The sequence below is a fragment of the Yinghuangia seranimata genome, assembly GCF_029953285.1.
GTDB lineage: Bacteria > Actinomycetota > Actinomycetes > Streptomycetales > Streptomycetaceae > Yinghuangia > Yinghuangia seranimata.
The window spans coordinates 45,786-68,758 of record NZ_JASAOI010000017.1; the positions used below are offsets into that span (position 1 = coordinate 45,786).

Sequence of the window (22,973 nt, forward strand, 5' to 3'; positions counted from 1 at the left end):
CCCATGTGCCACACCACCGACAGCTGCCCGCCCGCTTCCCCCGTCGTGACCGGCGGCATCGCCGACAGCGGCGGTTTCGAGCTCGGCGCCGCGGACGGCAACCGCTTCCGCGCCTTCCACGCCGCGCCGACCGAGCCCAACGGCCGCGCGATCGTGCTGCTCCCTGACCTGCGCGGCCTGCACCCGTTCTACGAGGCGCTCGCCGGCCGCTTCGCCGAGGCCGGGTTCGACACGCTCGTGATCGACTTCTACGGCCGCACCGCCGGCACCGGACCGCGCGACGACGACTTCGACGGCATGGCGCACCTCCCGCTGCTGGAGCCCGCACACGTCGAGGCCGACGCCGCCGCGGCCGTCGCCTGGCTGCGCGAACGCGGCCACGGCACCGTCTTCAGCGTCGGCTTCTGCCTCGGCGGCGGCTACTCGTGGCGGCTGGCCGCGGCCGGGCTCGGACTCGCCGGAGCCGTGGGCTTCTACGGGCCGCCGCGCTTCTTCGGTGACCGCACCGACGCTCTGGCGGCGCCCCTGCTCATGCTGCTGGCCGGGGACGACGTGGCCACCGGGCAGGCCGAGTTCGACGCGCTGGCGGCGGGGTTCGCCGCGGCCGGCAAGCCGTACGAGATGCACGTGTACGAGGGCGCCCCGCACTCGTTCTTCGACGCCGCCTACGCGGACTGGCGCGAGGCCTGCGACGACGCCTGGCACCGGCTCGTCGACTTCACCGAGCGCCACGCGGCGGCCGCGGCATGAGCCGGCCGACAACGGGAGCCGCCGACGACAGGTACGCGCGCGGCCTCGCGCGGCAGGCCGAGCTCGGCGGCCCCGGAGCCGCACGCGCCCAGGCGTACGACGCGCTCGCCGACATCGCGCCCGATCTGCGGCGCCTCGCCCTTGAGTTCGCGTACGGCGACATCCACGCCCGCCCCGGCCTGGACGCCGGCCGCCGCGAACTCGTCGTCCTGGGCGCGCTGATCGCCCTCGGCGGTGTCGAACCGCAGTTGGAGGCCCACCTCGGGTCCGCGCTCGGCGCCGGACTGACGGCGCCCGCGCTGGTCGAGGCGATCCTCCAGGCGCTGCCCTACGCCGGGTTCCCCCGGGTGTTCGCGGCCATGGGCGTCGCCCGCCGCGTCTTCGCCGAGCGCGGGCTGCTGCCGGTTGCGGCGTCCTCGCACGACGCCCCCTGCCCCCCGAAGACCCCCTGCTCCGAGGAGACTTCCGTGAGCCGGCCCGCACACCCCGACACCGACCGGAACGCCGTCGTCGACCTGGCGTCGCGCATGATGCACCTGATCGACACCCGCGACTGGGAGCGGCTCGGCGACGTCTTCGCCGACCGGGTCCTGCTGGACTACACGAGCCTGTTCGGCGGCGAGCCGGAGGAGTTGGCGCCCACGGCGATCGTCGCGAACTGGTCGGCGCTGCTGGGCGCGTTCGACGCTACGCAGCACCTGCTCGCGAACCAGCTGGTCTCGGTGGACGGCGACCAGGGCGAACTGACCGCCGCGTTCCAGGCCACGCACCGGCTCGCGAACCCCTTCGGGTCGCCGCTGTGGACGCTGGGCGGGACGTACCGCGTCGGCGTGGTCCGGGTGGCCGACACCTGGCGTGTCGACCGCCTGGTCATGACCGCGACCTGGGCGGACGGCAACAAGGACCTGCTCGCCCTGGCGACCGCGTCCGCGGCGGCTGCCTGAGCTACGCCTGACCGCCCCCGGCCAGGCGCGCTGCCTGGTCCCGGCCGACCGCGGCGGCCTTGCGCAAGTAGTCGGCGATCAGCCGCAGTTCGTCGTCCGAGTAGCTGTCGAGCACAGCGACGAAGGCCCTCCCCGGCTCGTCCCACGCCGCCCCGATCCGCGCCCGGGCCTCGGGTGCCAGCGCCACCAGCTGGCGCCTGCGGTCGTGCGGGTCAGGGTGGCGTTCGACCAGTCCGGCCTTCACCATGCGGTCGACGAGCCGGGTCGCCGAGCCGGACGTCAGCCCCGTCAGGCGCGCGACGTCGCCGACACTGACCGGAGCCGACTCCAGGTCCAGCAGCGAGACGCACTGCAGGTCGGTCGGGTGCAGCCCCAGATGGTCGGCCATCGCCTGGTTGAACAGCATGTAGTCGGCGTAGTGCCGCTGACTGTCGTCCGCCACCTGCTCCAACAGCCGCGCACGGGTGGTTGACACTCCGCACCTCCCTGCCTAGATTTATCTGCGTTACGCAGATACTTCTCAACGCAGAAGCTGCGTCACACATCATGCTACCGCTCCGAAGGAGACCTCTCGTGACCGTCCTCGTCACCGGCGCCCGCGGCGCCGTCGCCCGCCACCTCATGCGCCTGCTCGACGAACGCGGCATCGCCTACCGCGCCGCGTCCGCCACCCCGTCGGACACCGCCGTCGCCTGCAACCTCAACGACCCGGCCACCTTCGCCGCCGCCCTCGACGGCGTCGAGTCGGTGTTCCTGTACGCCAACCCGACGCACATCGACGCGTTCCTCAAAGAGGCCGCCGCCGCGGGCGTCCAGCACATCGTGCTGCTGTCGTCGTCCGCGGTCCTCGCCCCCGACGCGTCCGTCAACGTCATGGCGAAGTCCCACCTCGACGTCGAGACCGCCCTCGTCGCCTCGCCGATCCGCGGCACGCTGCTGCGCCCCGGCTCGTTCGCGTCCAACGCCGGGGCGTGGGCCTGGTCGATCCGCTCCGGCGCGCCGGTGAGCCTGCCGTACCCGGGTGCCCACAACGACCCGATCCACGAGGCCGACGTCGCCGAATGCGCGCTCGCCGTCCTCACCGACCCGGCGCTCGCCGGCCGCGCCTACACGCTCACCGGCCCGGAGTCCGTCGACTTCACGACGCAGATCGCCACGCTCGCGCGCGTCACCGGCACCGACATCGCGACCGCGCACGTCACCCGCGACGCGTGGAAGACCGCGATGGCCGACTACATCCCGGCGCAGTACGCCGACGCGCTGCTCGACTGGTGGGAGTCCAACGACGGCAAGCCGGTCGACCTGACGGACTCCGTCGCCGCCCTCACCGGGCACGCCCCGCGCGACTTCGCCACCTGGGCCGCCGACCACCGCGCGGACTTCACCGCCTGACCGGCGGGCGCGCTCCGCGCCCGCCCGGTCGCACCACCCGCGCCTGTTCGCGCCTACCCGCGCCTACCCGCGCCCCAGCATCCGCCTGGCCGCGTCCCGCAGCGACGCGTAGTGCTCCGGGTCCCGCCACACCCACGGCTGCAGGCCGACCATCTCCCCGATCCGCTGGACGAACAGCTCAGCGGTCGGCTCCGGGCCCGCGCCGAAGTTCAGGTGCCCGTCCTTGGCCCACTCGCCGACGACCGTCGCCGTGCCGCCGTCGAGCGTCCTCGTGAACTCCAAGGTGAAGTACCGGGCTTCGAGCGTCTTCGGGAAGAGCGCGGCCGTGAAGTACGCCTCCGTCATCCGCTCCGGCGCCGGAAACGCCATGACCGCGAGCATCTCGTCGCCGGGTCCCCAGTAGAGCGTCGACCCGAGGCCGTCGGGCGCCAGCCGCTCCTCCTCGGGGAGTTTGTCGCCCTCGCCCTGCCAGATCCGCCCGAGCAGTTCGTCCAAGAGCCCGGCGAGCGCGAACGCCGCCAGGTCCGTGGGCTGCTGCAAGGCGATGGCACGCACCACGCCGTGCGCGACCGTGTAGTGGTGTCCGCGCGGGCGGCCGGCCGCCCAGTCCGAAGTCGTCACGTCGTCCGGTCCCCCTGCCGGCGGCACCTGCGGCCGCCCGGCCACAGCGTAGGCCTGCCCCACCGGTCCCCACAGAGGGCGAACCCTCAAGCCCGGCTCAAGCCTTCGCCTTCACCCGCAGCACGTTCGCGCCCACGATCAGGCCGAACGACAGGGCCGTCACGACACCGAACGACACCACCAACGACGTCGCGTGCGCCAGGCCGCCGATCAGCGACGGGGCGACCAGGCCCGACGAGTACGTGACCGTCGCGACGCCCGCGATGGCCTGGCTCGGGTTGGGGCCGCTGCGGGCCGCCGCCGCGAACGCCAGCGGGACCACGACCGCACAGCCGAGGCCGAGCAGCGCGAACCCGGTGATCGCCAACGCCGGACCCGGTGCCAGCACCACCAACAGGCCGCCCGCGGTGGACAGGACGCCGCCGGCCCGCACCGTCAGCACCCCGCCGAAGCGGTCCACCACGCGGTCGCCCGCGAGCCGGGCCACCGCCATCATGAGCGCGAACGCCGTCGTGGTCGCGGCCGCGAGGCCCGCCCCGGTGTCGATCACGTCCTTCAGGTAGACCGCCGACCAGTCCAGGCTGGCGCCCTCCGCGAACACCGCGCAGAAGCTGATCATGCCGATCAGCAGCGCCGACTTCGGCGGCAGCGCGAAGTGCGGCGGGGCCTCCTCGTCCGGCTCGGGCCGGACGTCGAGCACCGCACGCGAGACCAGCAGGCCGATCACCAGCAGGACGCCGGAGGCGACCGCCTGGTGCAGGCGCGCGTCGACGTCGAGGTGCGCCGCGAGCGTGCCGACGGCGGAGCCGACCAGCACGCCGACGCTCCACATCCCGTGCAGGCCCGACATGATCGACCGGCCGAGCCGGTTCTCGGTCTCCACGCCGAGCGCGTTCATCGCGACGTCGGGCATCCCGGCCGCGGCGCCGTACATGAACAGGGCGATGCACAGCACCACCAGGTTCGGGGCCAGCGCCGGGAGGACGAGCGCGAGCGTCCATCCGCTCAGCAGGATCCGCAGCGCGCGGCGGGCGCCGAGCCGGTGGCTGATCGCGGCGGCGAGCGGCATCGCGAGCGACGCCCCGATCGCCGGGAACGCGAGGGCGAGCCCGAGCTGGCCCGGGCCGATGCCCGTGTGGTCCTGGATCCACGGCACGCGGGTGGCGAAGTTGCCGGTCACCGCGCCGTGCACGGCGAACACGGCGGCGATCGCCCACCGGGCCCGGACGAGCCGGGCCCGGTCGGTCCCGTCGCCCGAGGTCTCCCCTGTGGTGACGCGCGGCGCGTCGAGCCCCACCCCGTGTGGAGCTTCCGCGCCGCGCGCCACCAGGCCCTCCCCGGGGGCGGCCTCCTCCGCGGCGGCCCGCCCGTCTTCCGTGGTCCCGATGTCGGTCACCGACGCCCCTCCGTGCCGCACCGCAGGTCCGCGTCGGCCGGGTCCGCGTCACCGGCGACCGGGTCGGCCTCCCAGACGTGGACCCGGTCTCGGCCGCGCGGCGTCCTTCGCCGCCGCACTCGGCCGGCGTGCGGCTCGTCGGCCACGCGCGGGCCGGGCGTCGGGGTGACGGCGGCGACGCCGGTGGAGCCGCCGATGCCGAACTCCCGTCCCTTCCCGCACCGCACGGCCTGGATCGCGCCGACGATGCCGGCGGCCTGGATCGCTTCGTACGCCATGACACCCTCCCCGGGTCGTTCTCCGTGACGGTAAACTATCAGGAACCCTTCATGAAAGAAATATCTGCGAGGATCACCCCCATGCCCCCCGCCTCTCCCAGCACCGCCCGGGCCCACAACGACCGGCTCGCCCTGCGGCTCCTCCAGCAGCAGGGCCCGCTGACGGCAGGGCAGCTCAAGGACCTCACCGGGCTGTCCCGCCCGACCGTGGCCGACCTCGTCGACCGCCTGCAGAGCTCGGGCCTCATCCACGACGTCGGCGAGTCCGCCACCGGCCGCCGCGGGCCCAACGCGCGGCTCTACGGCATCGTCGCCGACGTGGCGCACCTCGCCGCGCTCGACGTCCGCACCGAGACCGTCAGCGTCGTCGTCACCGACCTCCTCGGCACCCGCCTCGGCGAAGCCACCGCCCCCATCGACGCCGAAGACGGCATCCAGGCCGCCGTCGACCAGACCCTCGCGCTCGTCGAGAGCGCCGTACGCGACGCCGGCGCCACCCGCCTGCACAGCATCGGCATCGGCGCGCCCGGCCTCATCGACCCCGCGACCGGCGAACTCCGCCAGGCCCCCGGCCTCCCCGCGTGGCACCGCAGCCTGGCCGCCGCGCTCCGCGTGCGCCTCGGGGCCACCGTCCGGGTCGAGAACGAGACCAACCTCGCCGCGCTCGCCGAACGCCGCAACGGCGTCGCCCGCGACATCGACACCTTCGTCCTGATGTGGCTGGCCAACGGCATCGGCGCCGCCGTCATCCTCGACGGCGAACTACGCCGCGGCGCCTCGGGCGGCGCGGGCGAACTCGGCTTCCTGCCGGTGCCCGGCACCGACGGCCTGCCCTCCCGCAACGGCTGCGAAGGCGGCTACCACTCCCTCGTCGGCAACCCCGCCGTGTGCGAACTCGCCGAACAGCACGGGCTCGGCCACCTCATCCCGTCCGTCCACAGCGCGCACGACGAGGCCGTCGAACCCCTCGGCGCCACCCTCGTCCGCGCCGCGCGCCACGCGGGCCCGGCCGGCTCCGCGTTCCTCGACGAGTTCGCGGCGCGCCTCGCACTCGGCGTCTCCGCCGTCGCCGCCGTCCTCGACCCGGGCTGCGTCGTCCTCGCCGGCGAACTCGGCCACGCCGGCGGCACCGACCTCGCCGCCCGCGTCCAGGCGAAGGCCGCGGCCCTCTCCCCCGTCAACACCGTCGTCCGCGCCACCACCCTGGGCGGCTCCGCGATCCTCCAAGGCGCCCTCTACGCCGCCCAACAGGCCGCCCAGGACGCCCTGTTCCCCTCCGGCGACTGACGGTAGCCCGCGCTCAGCCCGCGAACCGCCGTGCAGCCGCGACGTATTGCTCTGTCACCCGGCGCTGCATCAGCCGCGTGACCGGCGCACCCAGCTTCGCCCACCACGTCCCCGGCCGGCTGAACGCCTTTACCGTGAACCAGACTTCGCCGTCGGCATCGATCTCCGCGAGGAACGCCTCCTCGCCGCGGGCCGGATGCCCCGGCAGCGTCCCGTACGCGAACCCGCCCCGCCGCGGCCCGTCGACGACGGCCACCACCCGGCACGGCACCTTCACCCGCACCGGCCCGACCCGCGTCACACACACGACCCCGACGCCTTCGCCGACCCGCTCCCCCTCGGCCCGCACCTCAAGGCCGGCGCCGCGCTGGACGTCCCACCGCATGATCCCGTCGACGAGCGCCCGGTACGAAGCCTCCCCGGCCCCGACCCGCACCCGCCGCTCCACGTGCCGGTACCCCGACGGCATCGCCTCGGCGAACGTGCCCCCGACCTCGTCATACGTGAGTTCCGCGCGTGTCATGCGGCCATTCTCCCGCTCAGCCAACCGTCTAGCCCGAAAGGGTGATCTATTCGCTTTTGCCTGCGGCACGCTCCCCACCTCTAATCTGATGGCGTCGGTCTCGACGGAGGAGGGCATATGACCGTCATGGTCGACGCCGAGCAGGAGCACCGCATCACCGATCTCCTCGATGCCATCGACACGCCCGAGGGCTGGCGTGTCGAGTACATCGAGGAAGGAATCATCGTGACGCCACCCGCCGGGCCGTACCACGAGTCGATCCTCACGAACCTGCTGTACCAGCTGATCCCAGGCGTCGCATTCGTACTGCAGGCGGGGCGTGGCTACTGCCTGGACGCCGGTTCGGAGAAGCACACCGGCGACCACGTGATCCCGGACCTGGCAATCGGATCCAGGGCGTTCAGCCCCGAGGAGATGGCAAGGTCGGCCGAGACTCACAGCGGCTGGCTACCGGCTGACGCCCTGGCCGTCGTGTTCGAGGTGACCAGCTCGAACCGCAGGACCGACGTTCGCGACAAGCTCGTCGCTTATGGCCGAATGGGCATTCCGCACTATGTGCTGATCGACCGCGCTACCGGAACCGTCGTCGTTCACTCGGACCCCACCGGCGACTGCGACTCTCCCGGCTACGCGTCGAAGAAGACCACCAAGTTCGGTCACGACGTGCAACTGCCCGCCCCCTACCCCGTCCTGGAGACCAAGACCTGGCAGTGAGCGGGCAGTCGCCTCGCGGTCAGAGGGAGGTCACTCCCACTCGATGGTGCCCGGGGGCTTGCTGGTCACGTCGAGGACGACGCGGTTGATCTCGCGGACCTCGTTGGTGATGCGGTTGGAGATCCGGGCCAGCAGGTCGTACGGGAGGCGCGACCAGTCCGCCGTCATGGCGTCCTCGGAGGAGACCGGGCGCAGGACGACCGGGTGGCCGTAGGTGCGGCCGTCGCCCTGGACGCCGACCGACCGGACGTCGGCCAGGAGCACGACCGGGCACTGCCAGATCTCGCGGTCCAGGCCCGCCTTCGAGAGCTCCTCGCGGGCGATGGCGTCCGCGTCGCGCAGGGTCTCCAGGCGGTCGGCGGTCACCTCGCCGATGATGCGGATGCCGAGGCCGGGGCCGGGGAACGGCTGGCGCCACACGATCTCGGACGGCAGGCCCAGCTCCTCGCCGACCGCGCGGACCTCGTCCTTGAACAGCTTGCGCAGCGGCTCGATGAGCTTGAACTGCAGGTCCTCGGGCAGGCCGCCCACGTTGTGGTGCGACTTGATGTTCGCGGTGCCGGTGCCGCCGCCGGACTCGACGACGTCCGGGTAGAGGGTGCCCTGCACGAGGAACTCGACCTGCTCGCCGTGCGCGCCGGCCTCGGCGACGACCTCGGCGGCCGCCTGCTCGAAGACGCGGATGAACTCGCGGCCGATGATCTTGCGCTTCTCCTCGGGGTCGGTGACCCCGGCCAGCGCGTTGAGGAACCGCTGCTGCGCGTCGACGACCTTGAGCGACACACCGGTCGCCGCGACGTAGTCCCGCTCGACCTGCTCGGCCTCGCCCTTGCGCAGCAGGCCGTGGTCGACGAACACGCAGGTCAGCTTGTCGCCGACGGCGCGCTGGACGAGCGCCGCGGCGACCGCGGAGTCGACGCCGCCGGACAGCCCGCAGATGACGTGCTTGTCGCCGACCTGCTCGCGGATGAGCTCGACCTGCTCGTCGATGACGTTGGCCATCGTCCAGTCGGCGCGCAGCCCGGCGCCGACGTGCAGGAAGCGCTCGAGGGTCTTCTGGCCGTACTTCGAGTGCAGCACCTCGGGGTGGTACTGGACGCCGTACAGCTTGCGCTCGTCGTCCTCGAACGCCGCAACCGGCGCGCCGCCCGTGGTCGCGGTGACGGCGAACCCGGCCGGGGCCGCGGCGACCGAGTCGCCGTGCGACATCCACACCGACTGGTCGGCGGGCTGGCCGTCGAAGAGCGTGGACGCGGTGTCGGTGACGGTCAGCGGGGTCGCGCCGAACTCGGCCAGACCGGTCTTGGCGACGTCGCCGCCGAGCGCCGCGGCCATCGCCTGGAAGCCATAGCAGATGCCGAACACCGGGACACCGGCGAGGAACAGCTCCGGACCGACCGCCGGGGCGCCGTCGGCGTACACCGACGAGGGGCCGCCGGACAGGATGATGGCGGCGGGCTTCTTCGCGAGCATCTCGTCGACCGGCATGGTGTGCGGGACGATCTCGCTGTAGACGCGGGCCTCCCGGACCCGGCGGGCGATCAGCTGCGCGTACTGGGCACCGAAGTCGACGACGAGAACGGTTTCGGTTCCGCTCGCGTCCGGACTGGTCGAGGTCACGAAGGGCCTTCCGGCGATGTAGTGCGGGGGTCACCTCGATTCTACGGGCTGCCCGCGAGGCGCCCGGCCGCAGCCTCACGGCCACCCTTCGGCCACTGCCCGGCCACCCGCAACCAACCGGAACGCCTGGCGCCCATAGCCCCTGTTCGGAGGGGGTCTCGGCATCCGGATAGTTGTGGCAGGCACGCATCGGGCCGGGCATACTGGCGGCATGTTCAGCGGCACGCACCTCAGCTTTACCTATGGCACCGGGCAACCCGGCGCCATCGCTGCCGCCTGAACGACATCAGGCCTCGACGACGCCCCGGGTTCTCGGAACCCGGGGCGTTCGTCTGTCGCGGCCGGGGCACCCGAGGACTCCCGAAGCACACGCCAGCAGGACAGGAGACCCGACATGAGCGCCACGCAGAGCAGCACCGAGCAGACCCCCGAGCAGGTCATCGCGGACGCCCGCGCCCGCATCGACGATCTGGACCGCCGCATCATCGCGTTGATCACCGAGCGCGTGACCGAGTCCCGCGAAGTGCAGCGCACCCGCATCGCGGCCGGCGGCCGGCGCGTGCAGCTGTCCCGCGAGATGGAGGTCATCGCGCGCTACCGCGAGGCGCTCGACAAGCCCGGCACCGAGGTGGCGATGGCGCTGCTGGAGCTGTGCCGCGGCCGCGTCTGACAGCGGTACGCACGGGCGGGTCCGGGCCCTCGCGGCCGGGCCCGCCCGACCCGCCTGACGATCTCTCAGGCCCCGGCCCGGCAGGGCTTCGCACCCTGCGTCACTCGAAAGAGCACCGGGACTGACCCGACCGCGTAACCTCCCCGCGCCGACCGTCGTTGTGCCTGCTGACCAGCCCGCCGCGGGGCGGCCCTGGTGCAAGATCGCCGGCGCGATGAGGCATGCCGTTGACGGCTGCCGTGGGACCTCGCGTCGGCGCCGTGACCGGGACGCAGGGGACAGCAATCCGGTCACGACCCCGCCGGCGGCCGGTGTCGGGGACGCCCGACATCGGCCGCCGAGCCACGGCGGCGGCACGGCACGACACCCTGCGGCACCGAAGCACGGTGACGCTCCGCCGAGAGGTCACACACTATCCGCTATCGGCCCGGCCGCGCGCGGTTCGGCGCGCACGCCGCGCCTTGCCGACCCCGGCCGCCCGCGGAAAGCGCGGAGTGAGGGCAGGCCGCCTCCACAACGCACCAACGAGGCACAGGAGCGGTACGACGGACGCGCGCCGGGCGGCGACCCTGCCCGATACGACCGTCGTCCCGCGTCACAGGACCCCCACCCGGTGCGCCCACCCGCCGCCGTGGACCGGCCGCACGGCTCCCGCCGGGCCGGTGCTCACGCCGGGCCGGTCCCCCGTCCCGGCCCGGCGGGGTTCAGCGCATCCCGAGCGTCTTGAGGATCCGCAGCGACAGCGTCAGCGACCGCGCCCACTGCTCGTCCGTCAGCCCGAACGACGCCGCGATCGGCACCAGGCGCTGCGTCGCGACGGTCTGCGCCTCGGTGAACTTCGCGATGCCCTCGACGCCGTGCCGGCGCCCCAGGCCCGAGTCGCCCATGCCGCCCATCGGGGCTCCCGCGCTGCCGTAGGCGGCCGCGTAGCCCTCGTTCACGTTGACGGTGCCGGCGTGCAGGCGGCGCGCGATCTCACCGCCGCGGCGGGTGTCGCGCGTCCACACGCTCGCGTTGAGGCCGTACGCGGTCGCGTTCGCGCGCTCGACGGCCTCCTCGACGTCGGTGAACGGGTACACCGACACGACCGGGCCGAACGTCTCGTCGCCGCACACCGCCATGCCGGGCGTCACGCCCTCCAGCACCGTCGGCTCGTAGAACAGCGGCCCGACGTCGGGGCGCGCCCGCCCGCCGGCGAGCACCTTCGCGCCGAGCTCACGGGCCTGGTCGACGTGCCGCGACACGGCGTCGAGCTGGCGGCGCGACGTGAGCGAGCCCATGTCGGTGTCCCAGTCGTAGCCGGCGCCGAGCCGCATGTTCCCGACCCGGGCGAGGAACCGCTCGAGGAACCGGTCGACGACGTCGGCGTGCACGTACATGCGCTCGATCGACACGCACAGCTGCCCCGCCGACGAGAAGCACGCGCGCACCGCGCCCTCCGCCGCCCGGTCCAGGTCCGCGTCCGCGAGCACGATCATCGCGTTCTTGCCGCCGAGTTCGAGCGACGCCCCGACCAGCCGCGCGGCGGCCTGCTGCGCGACCTGCCGCCCGGTGCGGGTCGACCCGGTGAAGCACACGTAGTCGGCGCGCTCGATAACGGCGGGGCCGATGACCGGGCCGTCGCCGATCACGATCTGCCACAGGTCCTCGGGCAGTCCGCACTCGGTGAGCAGGTCGAGCGCCCACAGCGCGGTCAGCGCGGTCTGCGTGTCCGGCTTCATGACGACCGCGTTGCCCGCGATCATCGCGGGGATCGCGTCGCCGATGGACAGCGCGAGCGGGTAGTTCCACGGCGACACCAGGCCGACGACGCCCTTGGGCTGCCGCACCTCGACCGCCTTCGTCAGCACCGGCAGCGCGCCCGCGCGGCGCCGGTCGCGCAGGTAGCCGCCGGCCCGCCGACCGTAGTGACGGCACGTCAGCGCGACGTCCAGGACCTCCTCGAAGGCGTGCTTGCGCGCCTTGCCGGTCTCGGTCTGGATGATGTCGAGGATCTCGTCCTGGCGCGCCAGCAGCCTGTCGTGGAAGCGCAGGAAGACCGCGGCGCGCTGCGCGACGGGGCGTTCGGCCCAGCGGCGCTGGGCGACGCGCGCCCGCTCGTAGGCCGTGGCGACGTCCTCGTCGGTCGACTCCGGCAGGTCCGCGACCGCGGCACCGGTGAACGGCGCCCGGGTCGTGACACGGGTCGGCATCGGTCCGGCGACGACCCGACGCACGAGGCGGTCGACGGGGACGTCGGGGTGGGCGGCGGCCGCTTCGCGCGCAGTGTCCGTCATGCGTTCAGCCTAAAGCGGGCTACTTCACGGTAACAAGGCTTCCGGCACCCGCCGTCGCGCGCGTCACCCCTGGCGGAAGTTCGCCACCGCGGTGTCGAAGATCGGCTTCGCGGTCGACCAGTCCGCCTCGAACGACGCGACGTAGATCGCGAAGTCCTTGCCCTTGTCCGTGCGCATGCCCAGGTCGATGGCGTGGCTCGGCTTCAGGGTCGCGCTCTGGGGGTCGAACGGATTGCCGATCCACTTGAACTCCCAGACCGCGGCGTCCCAACCGGGCACGCCCACCTGGTACGCCCCGAGCTGCAGCGTCGCGTACTCCTGCTTGACGCCCGCGAACTGCTTGTCCAGCGCCGTGAAGTTGTCCAGCGGCTTCTTGTTGCCGGTGGTCGTGCTCACGCGCAGCAGCGTCTTGCTCTTCGGGTCCATGAAGTCGACCCCGGTGTTGTTCGTCACGCGCGTCCACCCGGACGGGACCATCATCGAGAACCCGGCCGGGTCCTGCACCCAGGTGTAGCCGGCCGGCGTCGGGGGCGCGCCCGACCCGGGCGGCTTGAGCGTCGTCGGGGCGCCGCTGCTCGCCGACGGGGTCGGCGTCTGCGGCCCGACCGGCAGGTTCGCGTCGTTGCTCGCGGGCGGGTTGGACTGGTGCCCGGCGTTCCCGGCCTTGTCGTCCTTGCCGTTGCCGCGCAGCACCACGACGACCACCACCGCCGCCGCGATCAGCGCGACGACCAGGGAGACGACGCCCAGAATCATCGGCTTACGCGAATGCCGCGCCGGGGCCGGGGCGGCCTCGAACGCGGTGTCGTAACCGGAGGGCGTGTCGTACGGGGCCGCCGGGCCGGTGGCGTAGCCCGCGCCGCGCGACGGGTCGTTCGGGTAGCCCGCGTCGTACGCCTGCGCCGCGTACGGCTGCGGCGTGGCCGCCGACTGTGTCGGTGCCTGCGCCTGTGACTGTGCCTGAGCCTGTGTCCACGACTCGGCGGCCGGCGCGGACTGCGTGTGCGACGTCGAGGCGCTCTGCCCCGCCGGGGTCGGCGGCAGCACCGGCGCGCCGGCCGGCACCGCAGCGGAGTGCGACTGCGTCTGGTCGCCGCGGACGATCCCGACGAGCAGCCGCTCGACCTCCTTCGCCGGCAGCCGGTGCGCGGGGTCCTTCTGCAGCAGCCCCTCGATCACCGGCAGCAGCACACCCGCGCGCCGCGGCGGGTCCGGCTCCTCCAACATGATCGAGTTGAGCGTGCTGATCATCGTTGGACGGTCGAACGGGTTGCGGCCCTCGACCGCCATGTACAGCACCAGGCCCAGCGACCACAGGTCCGCGGCGAGGTTCGGACGCAGGCCCTGCGCGCGCTCGGGCGCCAGGAAGTTCGGCGAACCGACGAGCATGCCGGTCGCGGTGAGCGTCTGACCGCCCATCTCCGTGGCGATGCCGAAGTCGGTCAGCACGACCCGCCCGGTCTCCGTCACCAGGATGTTGCCGGGCTTCACGTCACGGTGCAGCACGCCCTTCGCCTCGGCGGCGACCAGCGCACGCAGCACCTTCACACCGATCTCGGCGGCCTCGACGGGCGACAGCATGCCGCGCTTGAGGATGTCGGCGAGCGACTCGGCCTCGACGAGCTCCATGACGATCCACGGGATGCCGCCGTCCTCGACGACGTCGTGGATCGTGATGACGTTCTCGTGCCCGATCCGCGCCGCGGTACGGGCCTCGCGCAGCGTGCGCTGCTGCTGGATGTCGCGTTCCTCGTCGTCGAGGTGCTCGGGCAGGCGCAGTTCCTTGACGGCGACGTCCCGGTGCAGCATCTCGTCGACGGCCCGCCACACCGTGCCCATGCCGCCGCGTCCGAGCACCGACGTGAGCCGGTACCGCCCCGCGACTACGCGCGTCCCGCTCGCACGCGCACCGCCGGGGGTCGCCCCGTCCGCCATGCCTAGCCCTCCCCATCACTCCGGTGGCCCGACCTCCCCGCCGCACTCCACCGGGGTCCGCAGTCGCCCGATCAGGTTAACGGCCTCCCCAACCCCCCGCGCCCCGCGCCCAGGCCTGAACCGAATAGTGATGTCCCGATCCCGCCCCGCCACCCACCCCACGAGCCCCGTTTCCGACGTCTGCCCCCTCCCCGACCGACGAGCACCCCCGCCGTCGCAGACGGTGGGGACGCCCTGCCGCCCACAACACCACAGCCACACAACCCTGTTGCCCAGCAGACGACAGATCGCCAGGTAGCAACACGCAGACGCACCGTTCCGAGCCACCGTGCGAGCCCTGCCCCAGACGGGTGCCGTTGGCGGGTGCTTGTCGCGGGCTGCCCTCTGGGGCCACACACTCGTCGTGGCCCCCGCGTCGTCGTGCTCTGCGCCGGGCGGCTTCGTTGGAGCTGTTCCGCCTGTCCTCAGACCGAGCCCGGCGGCAACGCCTCAGCCGCGCTGCCGACTTGCCACGTCGGTGCCCGCAGCGGCCGCTGCCTCGACGCCGGTCGCATGCGCCGTTCCGAGCCACCGTGCGAGCCCTGCCCCAGACGGGTGCCGTTGGCGGGTGCTTGTCGCGGGCTGCCCTCTGGGGCCACACACTCGTCGTGGCCCCCGCGTCGTCGTGCTCTGCGCCGGGCGGCTTCGTCGGACCTGTTCCGCCTGCCCCCGGACCGAGCCCGGCGGCAACGCCTCGGCCGTGCTGTTGACTTGCTCTCCGCTGGTCGGGGCCTGCTCAGCCGCCGGGGGCTGGTTCGGGCGGTGGGGCCGCTGCGTTGCCGCCGGCGGCTGGGGGCGGGGGTGCCACGGCGGTCGGGGACTTGGAGGTGGTGGTCGGCGGCTTCGAGGTTGTCGTCGACCAGGTGGGCTTGGTTGTCGTGGTGGTCGGCTTTGTCGTGGTCGGCGCCGGGCGGGTTGTCGTCGGGCGGTGGGTTGTTGATGTGGTCGTGTCCGACGTGTCGTCGTCGGTCGGGGTCGCGGAGCGGGCGGAGGTCGTCGACGGGCTGCCGGCCGCGCCGAGGCCCGCTCCCGGGTCCGACGAGGACGATGTCGCCACCGACGATCCGCTGTCCTTGCCCCCTCCCCCGCCGCTGTTCTGGTCGCCGAGGGCCGGGACGACGAAGAACGCCGCCGCGGCCACGCCCGCCACCGCCAGGCCGCCCAGGACCGCGTAGAGGCCCTTCGCGCGGCGCCGCGGCGGGTACTGCTCGACCTGCGGGACCGGCCGGGTGCCGTGGAAGCCGCCTACCGCGAACGGCGGCGGGGTGTCGCCCATGCGCGGGTGCCCCGCGCCCGCGGTGCGGGTCTCGTCGGCGTGCCCGTGGGCTGAGGTGTCGTACGCGTCCACCGCGCCGGTACGAGGGCCGAGCCCGGCCGCTGCCCCGCCCGCCGCTGCCGCCGCCGCCTCGTGTCCGGACCGCGCCGCGCCCTGGCCGAACGTCGGCCCGCCGGGACCGCGCGGGTCCTCGACGGTCAGCGCGGAGTCCGCCCCTGGCGGCCCGGGTATCGGCGGCGCCGGAATCGACGGCAGTGCCGCGGAGGCCTGCCCGGTGCCTTGCTGCTTCCCCTTCAGCGCGGCACCGAGCAGGAGTTCGGTGGCGGCCTCGTCCGGCCGCTCGTCGGGCTCCTTGCGCAGCAGCTGCTCCAGCGCGGGGCCGAGCGCACCCGCGTGCCGGGGCGGGTCGACGCTGTCCGTCAGCACCGCGGTCAACGTCTCGATCGGCGTGATCCGCTTGAACGGCGAACGCCCCTCGACCGCCTGATACAGCGTCACGCCGAGCGACCACAGGTCGGACGCCGGCCCGGGCCGCCGCCCCAGCACCCGCTCTGGCGCGAGGTATTCGGGCGAGCCGACGAGCATGCCGGTCGCGGTCAGCGTCGCCGACCCCAGCACGGTCGCGATCCCGAAGTCGGTGAGCACGACCCTGCCGCCTTCCGACAGCAGGATGTTGCTCGGCTTGACGTCGCGGTGCAGCACGTCGGCGATGCGCGCGGCGCGCAAGGCGGCCAGCACTTTCAGGCCGATCTCGGCGGCCTCCGACGGCGACAGCCGCCCCTCGTTCTCGATGACCTCCTCGAGCGACCGGGCGCGCACCAGCTCCATGACGATCCAGGGCCGCCCGCCGTCCTCGACGACGTCGAAGATCGTCACGACGTTCGGGTGCGTGACCCGCGCCGCGGCGCGCGCCTCGCGCATGGCGCGCTCGCGCCGCATCTCCTGTTCGCCGGGGTCGAGGTCGTCCGGGACCCGGACCTCCTTGACCGCCACCTCACGGCGCAGCACCTCATCGACGGCGTGCCACACCGTGCCCATTCCCCCGCGGCCCAGCGATTCGCCGAGCCGATACCTGCCGTTGACCACGCGGCCGGCTGTGCCGCCGCTCGCCTCCGTCACGGTTCCTCCCCATCGGACCGTGGAGTCGTCGCTCCCCCAGACGACAACGTAAGGAGACACCTGCCCACTCGGGTGCCGCGCAACCGGATCCGGACGTCCCCGTGACGGAACCGGCACACGCGGCGCGCACTCCGGCGCGGATGATCAACGTGTAGGCGTGAAGCTGGACTTCGCCTGGTCGAAAGCGCCCCGCACGGTTGGCGACTGGGCCTCCGGACCGGACACCCAGAAGTCGTACGTGTGACCGTTCGCCGTGTAGCGCAGGTTGACGGTGCGCCGCTGCACCCCGGAGTCCGACCAGGTGAACTCCCAGACGACGGCCGGGTTTCCCTTGTACGTCGTCCGGGTCAGCTGGATCGGCGTGTAGCCGGGGTAACTGCCCGCTCCGGTGCCGGCCTGCGCGGCCAGATCCTTGTACGCGTCGCCGGACGCGTCCGCCGGGTCCATCCGCACGCCGAGCCGCAAAGAGTCGTCGGACGACCGGAAGAACACCCGGTCGCCCTTCGGGTCACGGGTCCACCCGTCCGGCACCAGCACGCTGAAGCCGGCCTGGTCGTTCGCCTGGTGGTAGCCGGCGGGGTTGGTGGACGACGGCGGCACCGGCGACGCCGACGGACCGGTCCCGGCCGGCGCGGACGGCGACGCCGCGGCCCCGGACGCGGCCGGCGAGGCCGCGTCGTGCGAGTCCTTCGAGTCGCCGCCGACCACCTTGAGCAGCACGACGACCACCGCGGCCGCGACCACGAGCGCCGTACCGCCCAGCACCAGGGGCAGCCGACGACGGCGCCCGCCGCCACCCGACCCGGCCCCGTCCGACCCCGCGGTCGGCGTGACCGCGGGGCCGCCCTGACCGGCTGCCACCGCCGGCCCCCACGTGGCGGCGTCGCCCAGGTCCGCCCCCGACGAGCCACCCTGGCCGGACGTCTGGGACACCGGGGCGGTGTACCCCACCGCCGCCGAAGCCGAGGTCCGCTCCGGCCGCGTCACGCGCGGCGCCGGAACGCCGTCGACGGTGACCGCCGCCGCGGCCGGGTCCACGCCGCCCCGCACACGGCCGCCGTCGGTCGCGCCCGCAGGCACGCCGTCCAAGACCACCGCGCCCGGCGTCCCGGCCTCCACCGCCGTCAGCAGCTTGATCGCCGCCTCCGCCGTCATCCGCTGGTCGGGGTCGGCGGTCAGCAGTCCGGCCAGCACGGGCTCGAGCGCGCCCGCGTGCCGCGGCGGGTCGTACTGGCCGTCCATCACGGCCTGCAGGGTCGCGAACTCGCCGTTGCGGCGAAACGGGGAGCGGCCTTCGACCATCTCGTAGAGCGTCGCCCCGGCCGACCACAGGTCGGACGCCGGCCCCGGCCGCACCCCCAGGGCGCGCTCCGGGGACATGTACTCCAGGGTCCCTATGGTCGTGCCGGTGGCGGTGATGGTCGTCGACCCGACGAGCGTGGCGATGCCGAAGTCGGTGAGCACGGCCCGCCCGTCGCGCGCCAGCAGCACGTTGGCGGGCTTGACGTCGCGGTGCACCACGTCCGCGGCGTGCACGGCCCGCAGCGCGTCGATGATCTGGCGGGCCACACGCGCCGCCTCGCGCACCGGCAGGCGGCCCTCGTCGAGGTCCTCGGCGAGCGTCCGGCCGGGCACGAACTCCATGACGATCCACGGCCGTAGGTCGTGCTCGACGACGTCGTACACGACCACCACGTTGGGGTGCGCGACCAGCGCCGCCGCCCGGACCTCGCGCATGGCGCGGGCCGAGCGCCGCCCGCGTTCCTCGTCGTCGAGCTCGTCGGGGACGCGCACTTCCTTGAGCGCCACGATCCGGTCGAGGACCGCGTCGTGGGCCTGCCACACCGTGCCCATGCCGCCGCGGCCGAGCATCTCGCCGAGCCGGTAGCGGCCGGCCACGACCCGCTCGCCGCCCTGCCCGCCGCCCCGTTCGGCACCCCGCTGGGCACCGTGGGCGCCGCGCTCGGCGCCGCGCCCACCGTCCGGTTCCGTCATGTCCGCCTACCCCGCCCGTTACGCCGCGACCTCCACCATGCGCGCCCCGTCGGCTCCGCACGCCCCCCTTGTGGGGGGCCAACCTATCCAGGGACGTCACCGGACGATCGACAGGTTCTCCTTCGCGTGCTCGAAGTACGCCCCCGCGGTCGGCCACAGCTCTTCGCGGCAGCGCACGGTCATCCAGTAGCGCACCCCGTCCTCGGTCCGGACGACCAGGTCCTTGCCGTGGAACGCGGCGCCCTCGGGGCCGCGCCACACGTACTCCCATTCGGCGGCGTCGTGGCCCTTGTAGTCCATGGACGCCAGTTCGACGCGCCGGTAGCTCTCGCTGTCGCGGTAGTCGCGCGAGGCCAGCGTGCCGTGCTCGCGGTGCAGCACGGACTCCTCGGGCGGCATGACGATGCCCTTGTCCACGGCGACGGTCACCGAGACGAGCCGGTCGGGGTCGTACACCGACAGGCCGCTGTCGGTGGTGGTGCAGCTCCAGCCCTCCGGGACCGGCAGCGCGAAGCCGAGCCCCGACCCGGTACGCAGCCGTCTGAGCACCGCGCCGTCGATGAGCGGTCCGAGCAGGAGGCAGCCGCCGACGACCGCGAGCACCTCGACGAGGTTGGGGTTGATGTCGCGCAGCTGCAGCACCCCGCCGCCGATCACCCCGACCAGCATCGCCGCCGGGACCGACCGGGAGAGGCGGCGGTGCGGCAGGAAGAGCCACACCGCGAGGATCGCGGCGAGCAGCGAGATCGTGTACATGCCGGCCCAGCTGCCGTAGTCGGCGAGCCAGCGGGACACCGCGGCGCTGCAGATCGCGACGACGACCAGGACGGTCGCCCAGTGCCTGATCCACCAGCGCGGCCAGCGCCGGTAGCGGGCCCGGAAGCCGCCGCCGCGGCGGGCCCGGGCGCGTTCCGCGCGGGTGGGCTTGCCGGTCCGGCTGACCGGCAGGACTTCGGTGGGGTCGGACACGCGTTCGCCCGCGTGCGTGCTCTGCACGCGCAGGTTGGTCTGGGTCACGCCGGCGGGCGGTGTCGCGCCGTCCGCCTCGGCCTCGACGCTGTGCCCGGCGGGCTCGACCGTGCCGACGGGCCCCTCGTGCCCGGTGCGCCCGGTCGCGTGGCCGCGCCGCGCGCCGCCCGGCTCCAACGGGGAGTGCCGCACCGCCGGGGCGCCGTCCCGGACGCCGCGCAGCGCGCCCGCCGCACCGCTCACACCGTGCGGCGGCCCGTGCCCGGTGCCGTGGACGGCGTGCCGGCGCCCGGTCACCCCCGCGGCGCTGCCGACGGCCGTCCGGGCCCGGCCGGGAAAGCTCCGCGCGCCGGGCGTGCCGGGCGCGACGGCGGGCGCCGTGTCGGCGGCCTCGATCAGGCGCTCGCGCAGGAGCGCCGAGTCCGCCCGGGCGGTCGGGTCCTGGACGAGGACGGTACGCAGCGCGGGCATCAGCGGCCCGGCGAGCTCCAGGTCGGGGAACCGCGCGGCGGCGACCGCGGCCAGCGTCGCCGCGTGCGTGGCGCGGCGGTAGGCGGCCTTGCCCTCGACCGCCTCGTACAGCGTCACGCCGAGCGACCACAGGTCGGAGCGCGGGCCCGGCATCTGCCCGTCGATCTGCTCGGGGGCCAGGTACTCGGGCGAGCCGACGAGCGCGCCGAGCTGGGTGAGCGTCGCGCTGTCCTCGACGGAGGCGACGCCGAAGTCGGTGAGCACGACCCGTCCGTTGCGGGCGAGCAGCACGTTGGCGGGCTTGACGTCGCGGTGCAGGACGCCGGCGGCGTGCGCGGCGTCCAGCGCGGACAGCAGGCGCAGCCCGAGCTCCGCGGTGCGGCCCGCCGGCAGCGGGCCCTCCTTCTCGATCGCCTGTGCGAGCGAGAGGCCGCGGACCAGCTCCATCACGATCCACGGCCGGCCGTCCTCCTCGACGACGTCGAAGATCGTGACGACGTTGGGGTGGTCGATGCGCGCCGCGGCCCGGGCCTCGCGCAGCATGCGGGAGCACAGCGTGTCGCGCTCGTCGTCGTCGACGTTCCGGGGAACGCGCAGCTCCTTGACCGCGACCTCGCGGTCCAGCACCTCGTCCAGCGCGCTCCAGACCGTGCCCATGCCGCCCCGACCCAGCCGCTCCCGCAGCCGGTACCGGCCCGCGAGCAGGCGCCCGTCGGACTCGGGGTCGGTCATGCGCGTCTCCTGGTCTTCGGGTTCGCGACCCTTCCAGTCAACCACCCCGAGAGCGCTTCGGCGGTCCGTCCGGCGGGGAACCACCCGCGCCGCCGAGCGGACCGCCGACCTGACGATTCGTCACCTTTGGCCGGTTCGCGACCGTCGCGCACCCGGCGCGCGCGCGAGGTCACACCAGCGGGACGACCTCCTCCGCGCCCATACGCACAGCGTCCGCCGTGCGGTCGTCCGGCTGCTCCTGCGACTCGCGTTCGGCGTCCACCCGTTTGAGGTAGTAGTCGACTTCGCGCGCCACCTGCTCGTCGGTCCAGCCGAGCACCGGGGCCATCAGCCGGGCGCACTGCTCGGCCGCGCCGACGCCGCGGTCGAACGTCTCGATCGAGATGCGGGTGCGCCGGTCGAGGACGTCCTCCAGGTGCAGCGCGCCCTCGTGCGTGCACGCGTACACCACCTCGGCGCACAGGTAGTCGTCCGCGCCGGTCAGCGGCCGTCCCAGCGCGGGGTCCTCCTCGACGAGCGCCAGCACCTCGTCGACGAGCGCCCCGTACCGGTTCAGCAGGTGCTCGACGCGTGCGACGTGCAGGCCCGAGCGGGCCGCGATCGTGGCGCGGGCGTTCCACAGCGCGTGGTAGCCCTCGGCGCCCGCCAGCGGCACCGTGTCCGTGCAGCTCTGCGCGACCTTGCGGTCGAGCCCGTGCACGGCCGCGTTCACGGCGTCGGCCGCCATGACGCGGTACGTCGTGTACTTGCCGCCCGCGACCACCACCAGGCCCGGCACCGGGTGCGCCACGGTGTGCTCGCGCGACAGCTGGCTGGTCGCGTCGGACTCGCCGCGCAGCAGCGGCCGCAGGCCCGCGTACACGCCCTCGACGTCCTCGCGGCTGAGCGGCACCGCGAGCACCGCGTTGACGCGCTCCAGCAGGTACTCGATGTCGGTGGCGCTGGCCGCCGGGTGCGCCTTGTCCAGGTCCCAGTCGGTGTCCGTGGTGCCGATGATCCAGTGCCTGCCCCACGGGATCACGAACAGCACCGACTTCTCGGTGCGCAGGATCAGGCCGGTCGACGAGTGGATGCGGTCCTTCGGCACCACCAGGTGGATGCCCTTGGACGCGCGCACGTGGAACTGGCCGCGCTCGCCGACCAGCGCCTGCGTCTCGTCCGTCCACACGCCCGTCGCGTTGACCACCTGGCGGGCGCGGATCTCGTACTCGCGGCCCCGTTCGAGGTCGGCGACCTGCACGCCCACGACACGCTCGCCCTCGCGCAGGAAGCCGGTCACCGTCGCGCGGTTGGCGACGTGCGCGCCGTAGCCGGCGGCGGTGCGCACGAGCGTCATGGTGTGGCGCGCGTCGTCGACCTGCGCGTCGTAGTACTGCACGGCGCCGACCAGCGCGTCCTTGCGCAGCGCGGGGGCCAGGCGCAGCGCGCGGCGGCGGCTCAGGTGCCGGTGCCCCGGCAGGCCGCGCGCGTAGCCGCTGGACACGCCCATCGTGTCGTACAGCGCCACCCCCGAGCCGACGTAGACCCGCTCCCACGCGTGGTGCTGCAGCGGGTACAGGAACGGCACCGGCTTCACCAGGTGCGGTGCGAGCCGCTGCACCATCAGCCCGCGCTCACGCAGCGCCTCGCGCACCAGCGCGAAGTCGAGCATCTCCAGGTAGCGCAGCCCGCCGTGGATCAGCTTGCTGGACCGGCTGGACGTGCCCGACGCCCAGTCGCGCGCCTCGACCAGGCCCACGCTCAGACCCCGGGTGACCGCGTCGAGCGCCGTGCCGGCGCCGACCACGCCGCCGCCGACGACGACCACGTCCAACTCCCGTTCGGCCATCCGGTCCAGTGCGTCCCCGCGCGCCCGCAACCCCAACGCCGTGGTCCTCAACGCGTCGTCACCCGCTCCCGTTCGCCGGCGCCTGTCGGTGCGCCGGCCGCCTGCTTGATCAACAACCCGATCATCACCCGTGCCCGC

At 73.8% G+C, this 22,973-nt stretch carries 17 protein-coding genes and 1 pseudogene; 6 read left to right on the forward strand and 12 right to left on the reverse strand.

The features are described from left to right. Window positions 1-3 precede the first annotated feature (3 nt). Both QI554_RS11670 and QI554_RS11675 read left to right on the forward strand, forming a co-directional pair. Window positions 4-750, forward strand: coding sequence for a dienelactone hydrolase family protein (locus QI554_RS11670; protein ID WP_281468917.1), 747 nt, complete (start codon window positions 4-6; stop codon window positions 748-750). Beyond that, complete coding sequence (locus QI554_RS11675) at window positions 747-1,694, forward strand: nuclear transport factor 2 family protein (protein WP_281468919.1); 948 nt, start codon at window positions 747-749, stop codon at window positions 1,692-1,694. Before QI554_RS11670 ends, QI554_RS11675 begins: the two co-directional genes overlap by 4 nt. A gap of 1 nt (window position 1,695) precedes the next feature. On the opposite strand, the gene QI554_RS11680 is transcribed toward QI554_RS11675, so the two are convergent. Further along, window positions 1,696-2,169 (reverse strand): MarR family winged helix-turn-helix transcriptional regulator, encoded by a 474-nt coding sequence (locus QI554_RS11680; protein WP_281468921.1) that lies wholly within the window; start codon window positions 2,167-2,169, stop codon window positions 1,696-1,698. Window positions 2,170-2,267: 98 nt separating this feature from the next. On the opposite strand from QI554_RS11680, the gene QI554_RS11685 reads away from it, so the two are divergent. Next, complete coding sequence (locus QI554_RS11685) at window positions 2,268-3,086, forward strand: NAD(P)H-binding protein (RefSeq protein WP_281468923.1); 819 nt, start codon at window positions 2,268-2,270, stop codon at window positions 3,084-3,086. A 63-nt stretch (window positions 3,087-3,149) separates the two neighbouring features. Here QI554_RS11685 and QI554_RS11690 read toward each other — a convergent pair whose 3' ends face one another. From QI554_RS11690 to QI554_RS11700, 3 genes are all read right to left on the reverse strand, one after another. Then, entirely contained in the window at window positions 3,150-3,707 is a 558-nt protein-coding gene (locus tag QI554_RS11690; RefSeq protein WP_281468925.1) for a hypothetical protein, read from the reverse strand. A 97-nt stretch (window positions 3,708-3,804) separates the two neighbouring features. Beyond that, complete coding sequence (locus QI554_RS11695; protein WP_281469374.1) at window positions 3,805-4,917, reverse strand: MFS transporter; 1,113 nt, start codon at window positions 4,915-4,917, stop codon at window positions 3,805-3,807. A 182-nt stretch (window positions 4,918-5,099) separates the two neighbouring features. Continuing rightward, the gene (locus QI554_RS11700; RefSeq protein ID WP_281468926.1) at window positions 5,100-5,381 is read right to left on the reverse strand and encodes a hypothetical protein; all 282 of its coding nucleotides are present in this window, start codon (window positions 5,379-5,381) and stop codon (window positions 5,100-5,102) included. A gap of 81 nt (window positions 5,382-5,462) precedes the next feature. On the opposite strand from QI554_RS11700, the gene QI554_RS11705 reads away from it, so the two are divergent. Then, a complete protein-coding gene (locus tag QI554_RS11705; RefSeq protein WP_281468928.1) occupies window positions 5,463-6,668 on the forward strand; it encodes an ROK family transcriptional regulator in 1,206 nt (401 codons plus the stop codon). 13 nt (window positions 6,669-6,681) lie between these two features. Here the strand turns inward: QI554_RS11705 and QI554_RS11710 are convergent, their stop codons facing one another. Beyond that, the gene (locus QI554_RS11710) at window positions 6,682-7,191 is read right to left on the reverse strand and encodes a DUF1990 domain-containing protein (protein ID WP_281468930.1); all 510 of its coding nucleotides are present in this window, start codon (window positions 7,189-7,191) and stop codon (window positions 6,682-6,684) included. A gap of 117 nt (window positions 7,192-7,308) precedes the next feature. Here QI554_RS11710 and QI554_RS11715 point away from each other — a divergent pair, with 117 nt between their 5' ends. Then, a complete protein-coding gene (locus tag QI554_RS11715) occupies window positions 7,309-7,905 on the forward strand; it encodes a Uma2 family endonuclease (RefSeq protein WP_281468932.1) in 597 nt (198 codons plus the stop codon). Window positions 7,906-7,935: 30 nt separating this feature from the next. Here QI554_RS11715 and guaA read toward each other — a convergent pair whose 3' ends face one another. Beyond that, a complete protein-coding gene (guaA, locus tag QI554_RS11720; protein ID WP_281468934.1) occupies window positions 7,936-9,525 on the reverse strand; it encodes a glutamine-hydrolyzing GMP synthase in 1,590 nt (529 codons plus the stop codon). A gap of 364 nt (window positions 9,526-9,889) precedes the next feature. On the opposite strand from guaA, the pseudogene QI554_RS11725 reads away from it, so the two are divergent. Further along, window positions 9,890-10,195 (forward strand): annotated as a pseudogene (locus tag QI554_RS11725) (chorismate mutase); the annotation flags it as partial. 704 nt (window positions 10,196-10,899) lie between these two features. Here the strand turns inward: QI554_RS11725 and QI554_RS11730 are convergent. From QI554_RS11730 to QI554_RS11755, 6 genes are all read right to left on the reverse strand, one after another. After that, window positions 10,900-12,471, reverse strand: coding sequence for a succinic semialdehyde dehydrogenase (locus QI554_RS11730; RefSeq protein WP_281468936.1), 1,572 nt, complete (start codon window positions 12,469-12,471; stop codon window positions 10,900-10,902). Window positions 12,472-12,534: 63 nt separating this feature from the next. Further along, window positions 12,535-14,406, reverse strand: coding sequence for a serine/threonine-protein kinase (locus QI554_RS11735; protein ID WP_281468938.1), 1,872 nt, complete (start codon window positions 14,404-14,406; stop codon window positions 12,535-12,537). Window positions 14,407-15,181: 775 nt separating this feature from the next. Beyond that, complete coding sequence (locus QI554_RS11740) at window positions 15,182-16,840, reverse strand: serine/threonine-protein kinase (protein WP_281468940.1); 1,659 nt, start codon at window positions 16,838-16,840, stop codon at window positions 15,182-15,184. 144 nt (window positions 16,841-16,984) lie between these two features. Further along, complete coding sequence (locus tag QI554_RS11745; protein WP_281468942.1) at window positions 16,985-18,835, reverse strand: serine/threonine-protein kinase; 1,851 nt, start codon at window positions 18,833-18,835, stop codon at window positions 16,985-16,987. 96 nt (window positions 18,836-18,931) lie between these two features. Next, complete coding sequence (locus tag QI554_RS11750) at window positions 18,932-21,007, reverse strand: serine/threonine-protein kinase (RefSeq protein WP_281468944.1); 2,076 nt, start codon at window positions 21,005-21,007, stop codon at window positions 18,932-18,934. A 169-nt stretch (window positions 21,008-21,176) separates the two neighbouring features. Next, window positions 21,177-22,886, reverse strand: coding sequence for a glycerol-3-phosphate dehydrogenase/oxidase (locus QI554_RS11755; RefSeq protein ID WP_281468946.1), 1,710 nt, complete (start codon window positions 22,884-22,886; stop codon window positions 21,177-21,179). Between the last annotated feature and the right edge of the window lie 87 nt (window positions 22,887-22,973).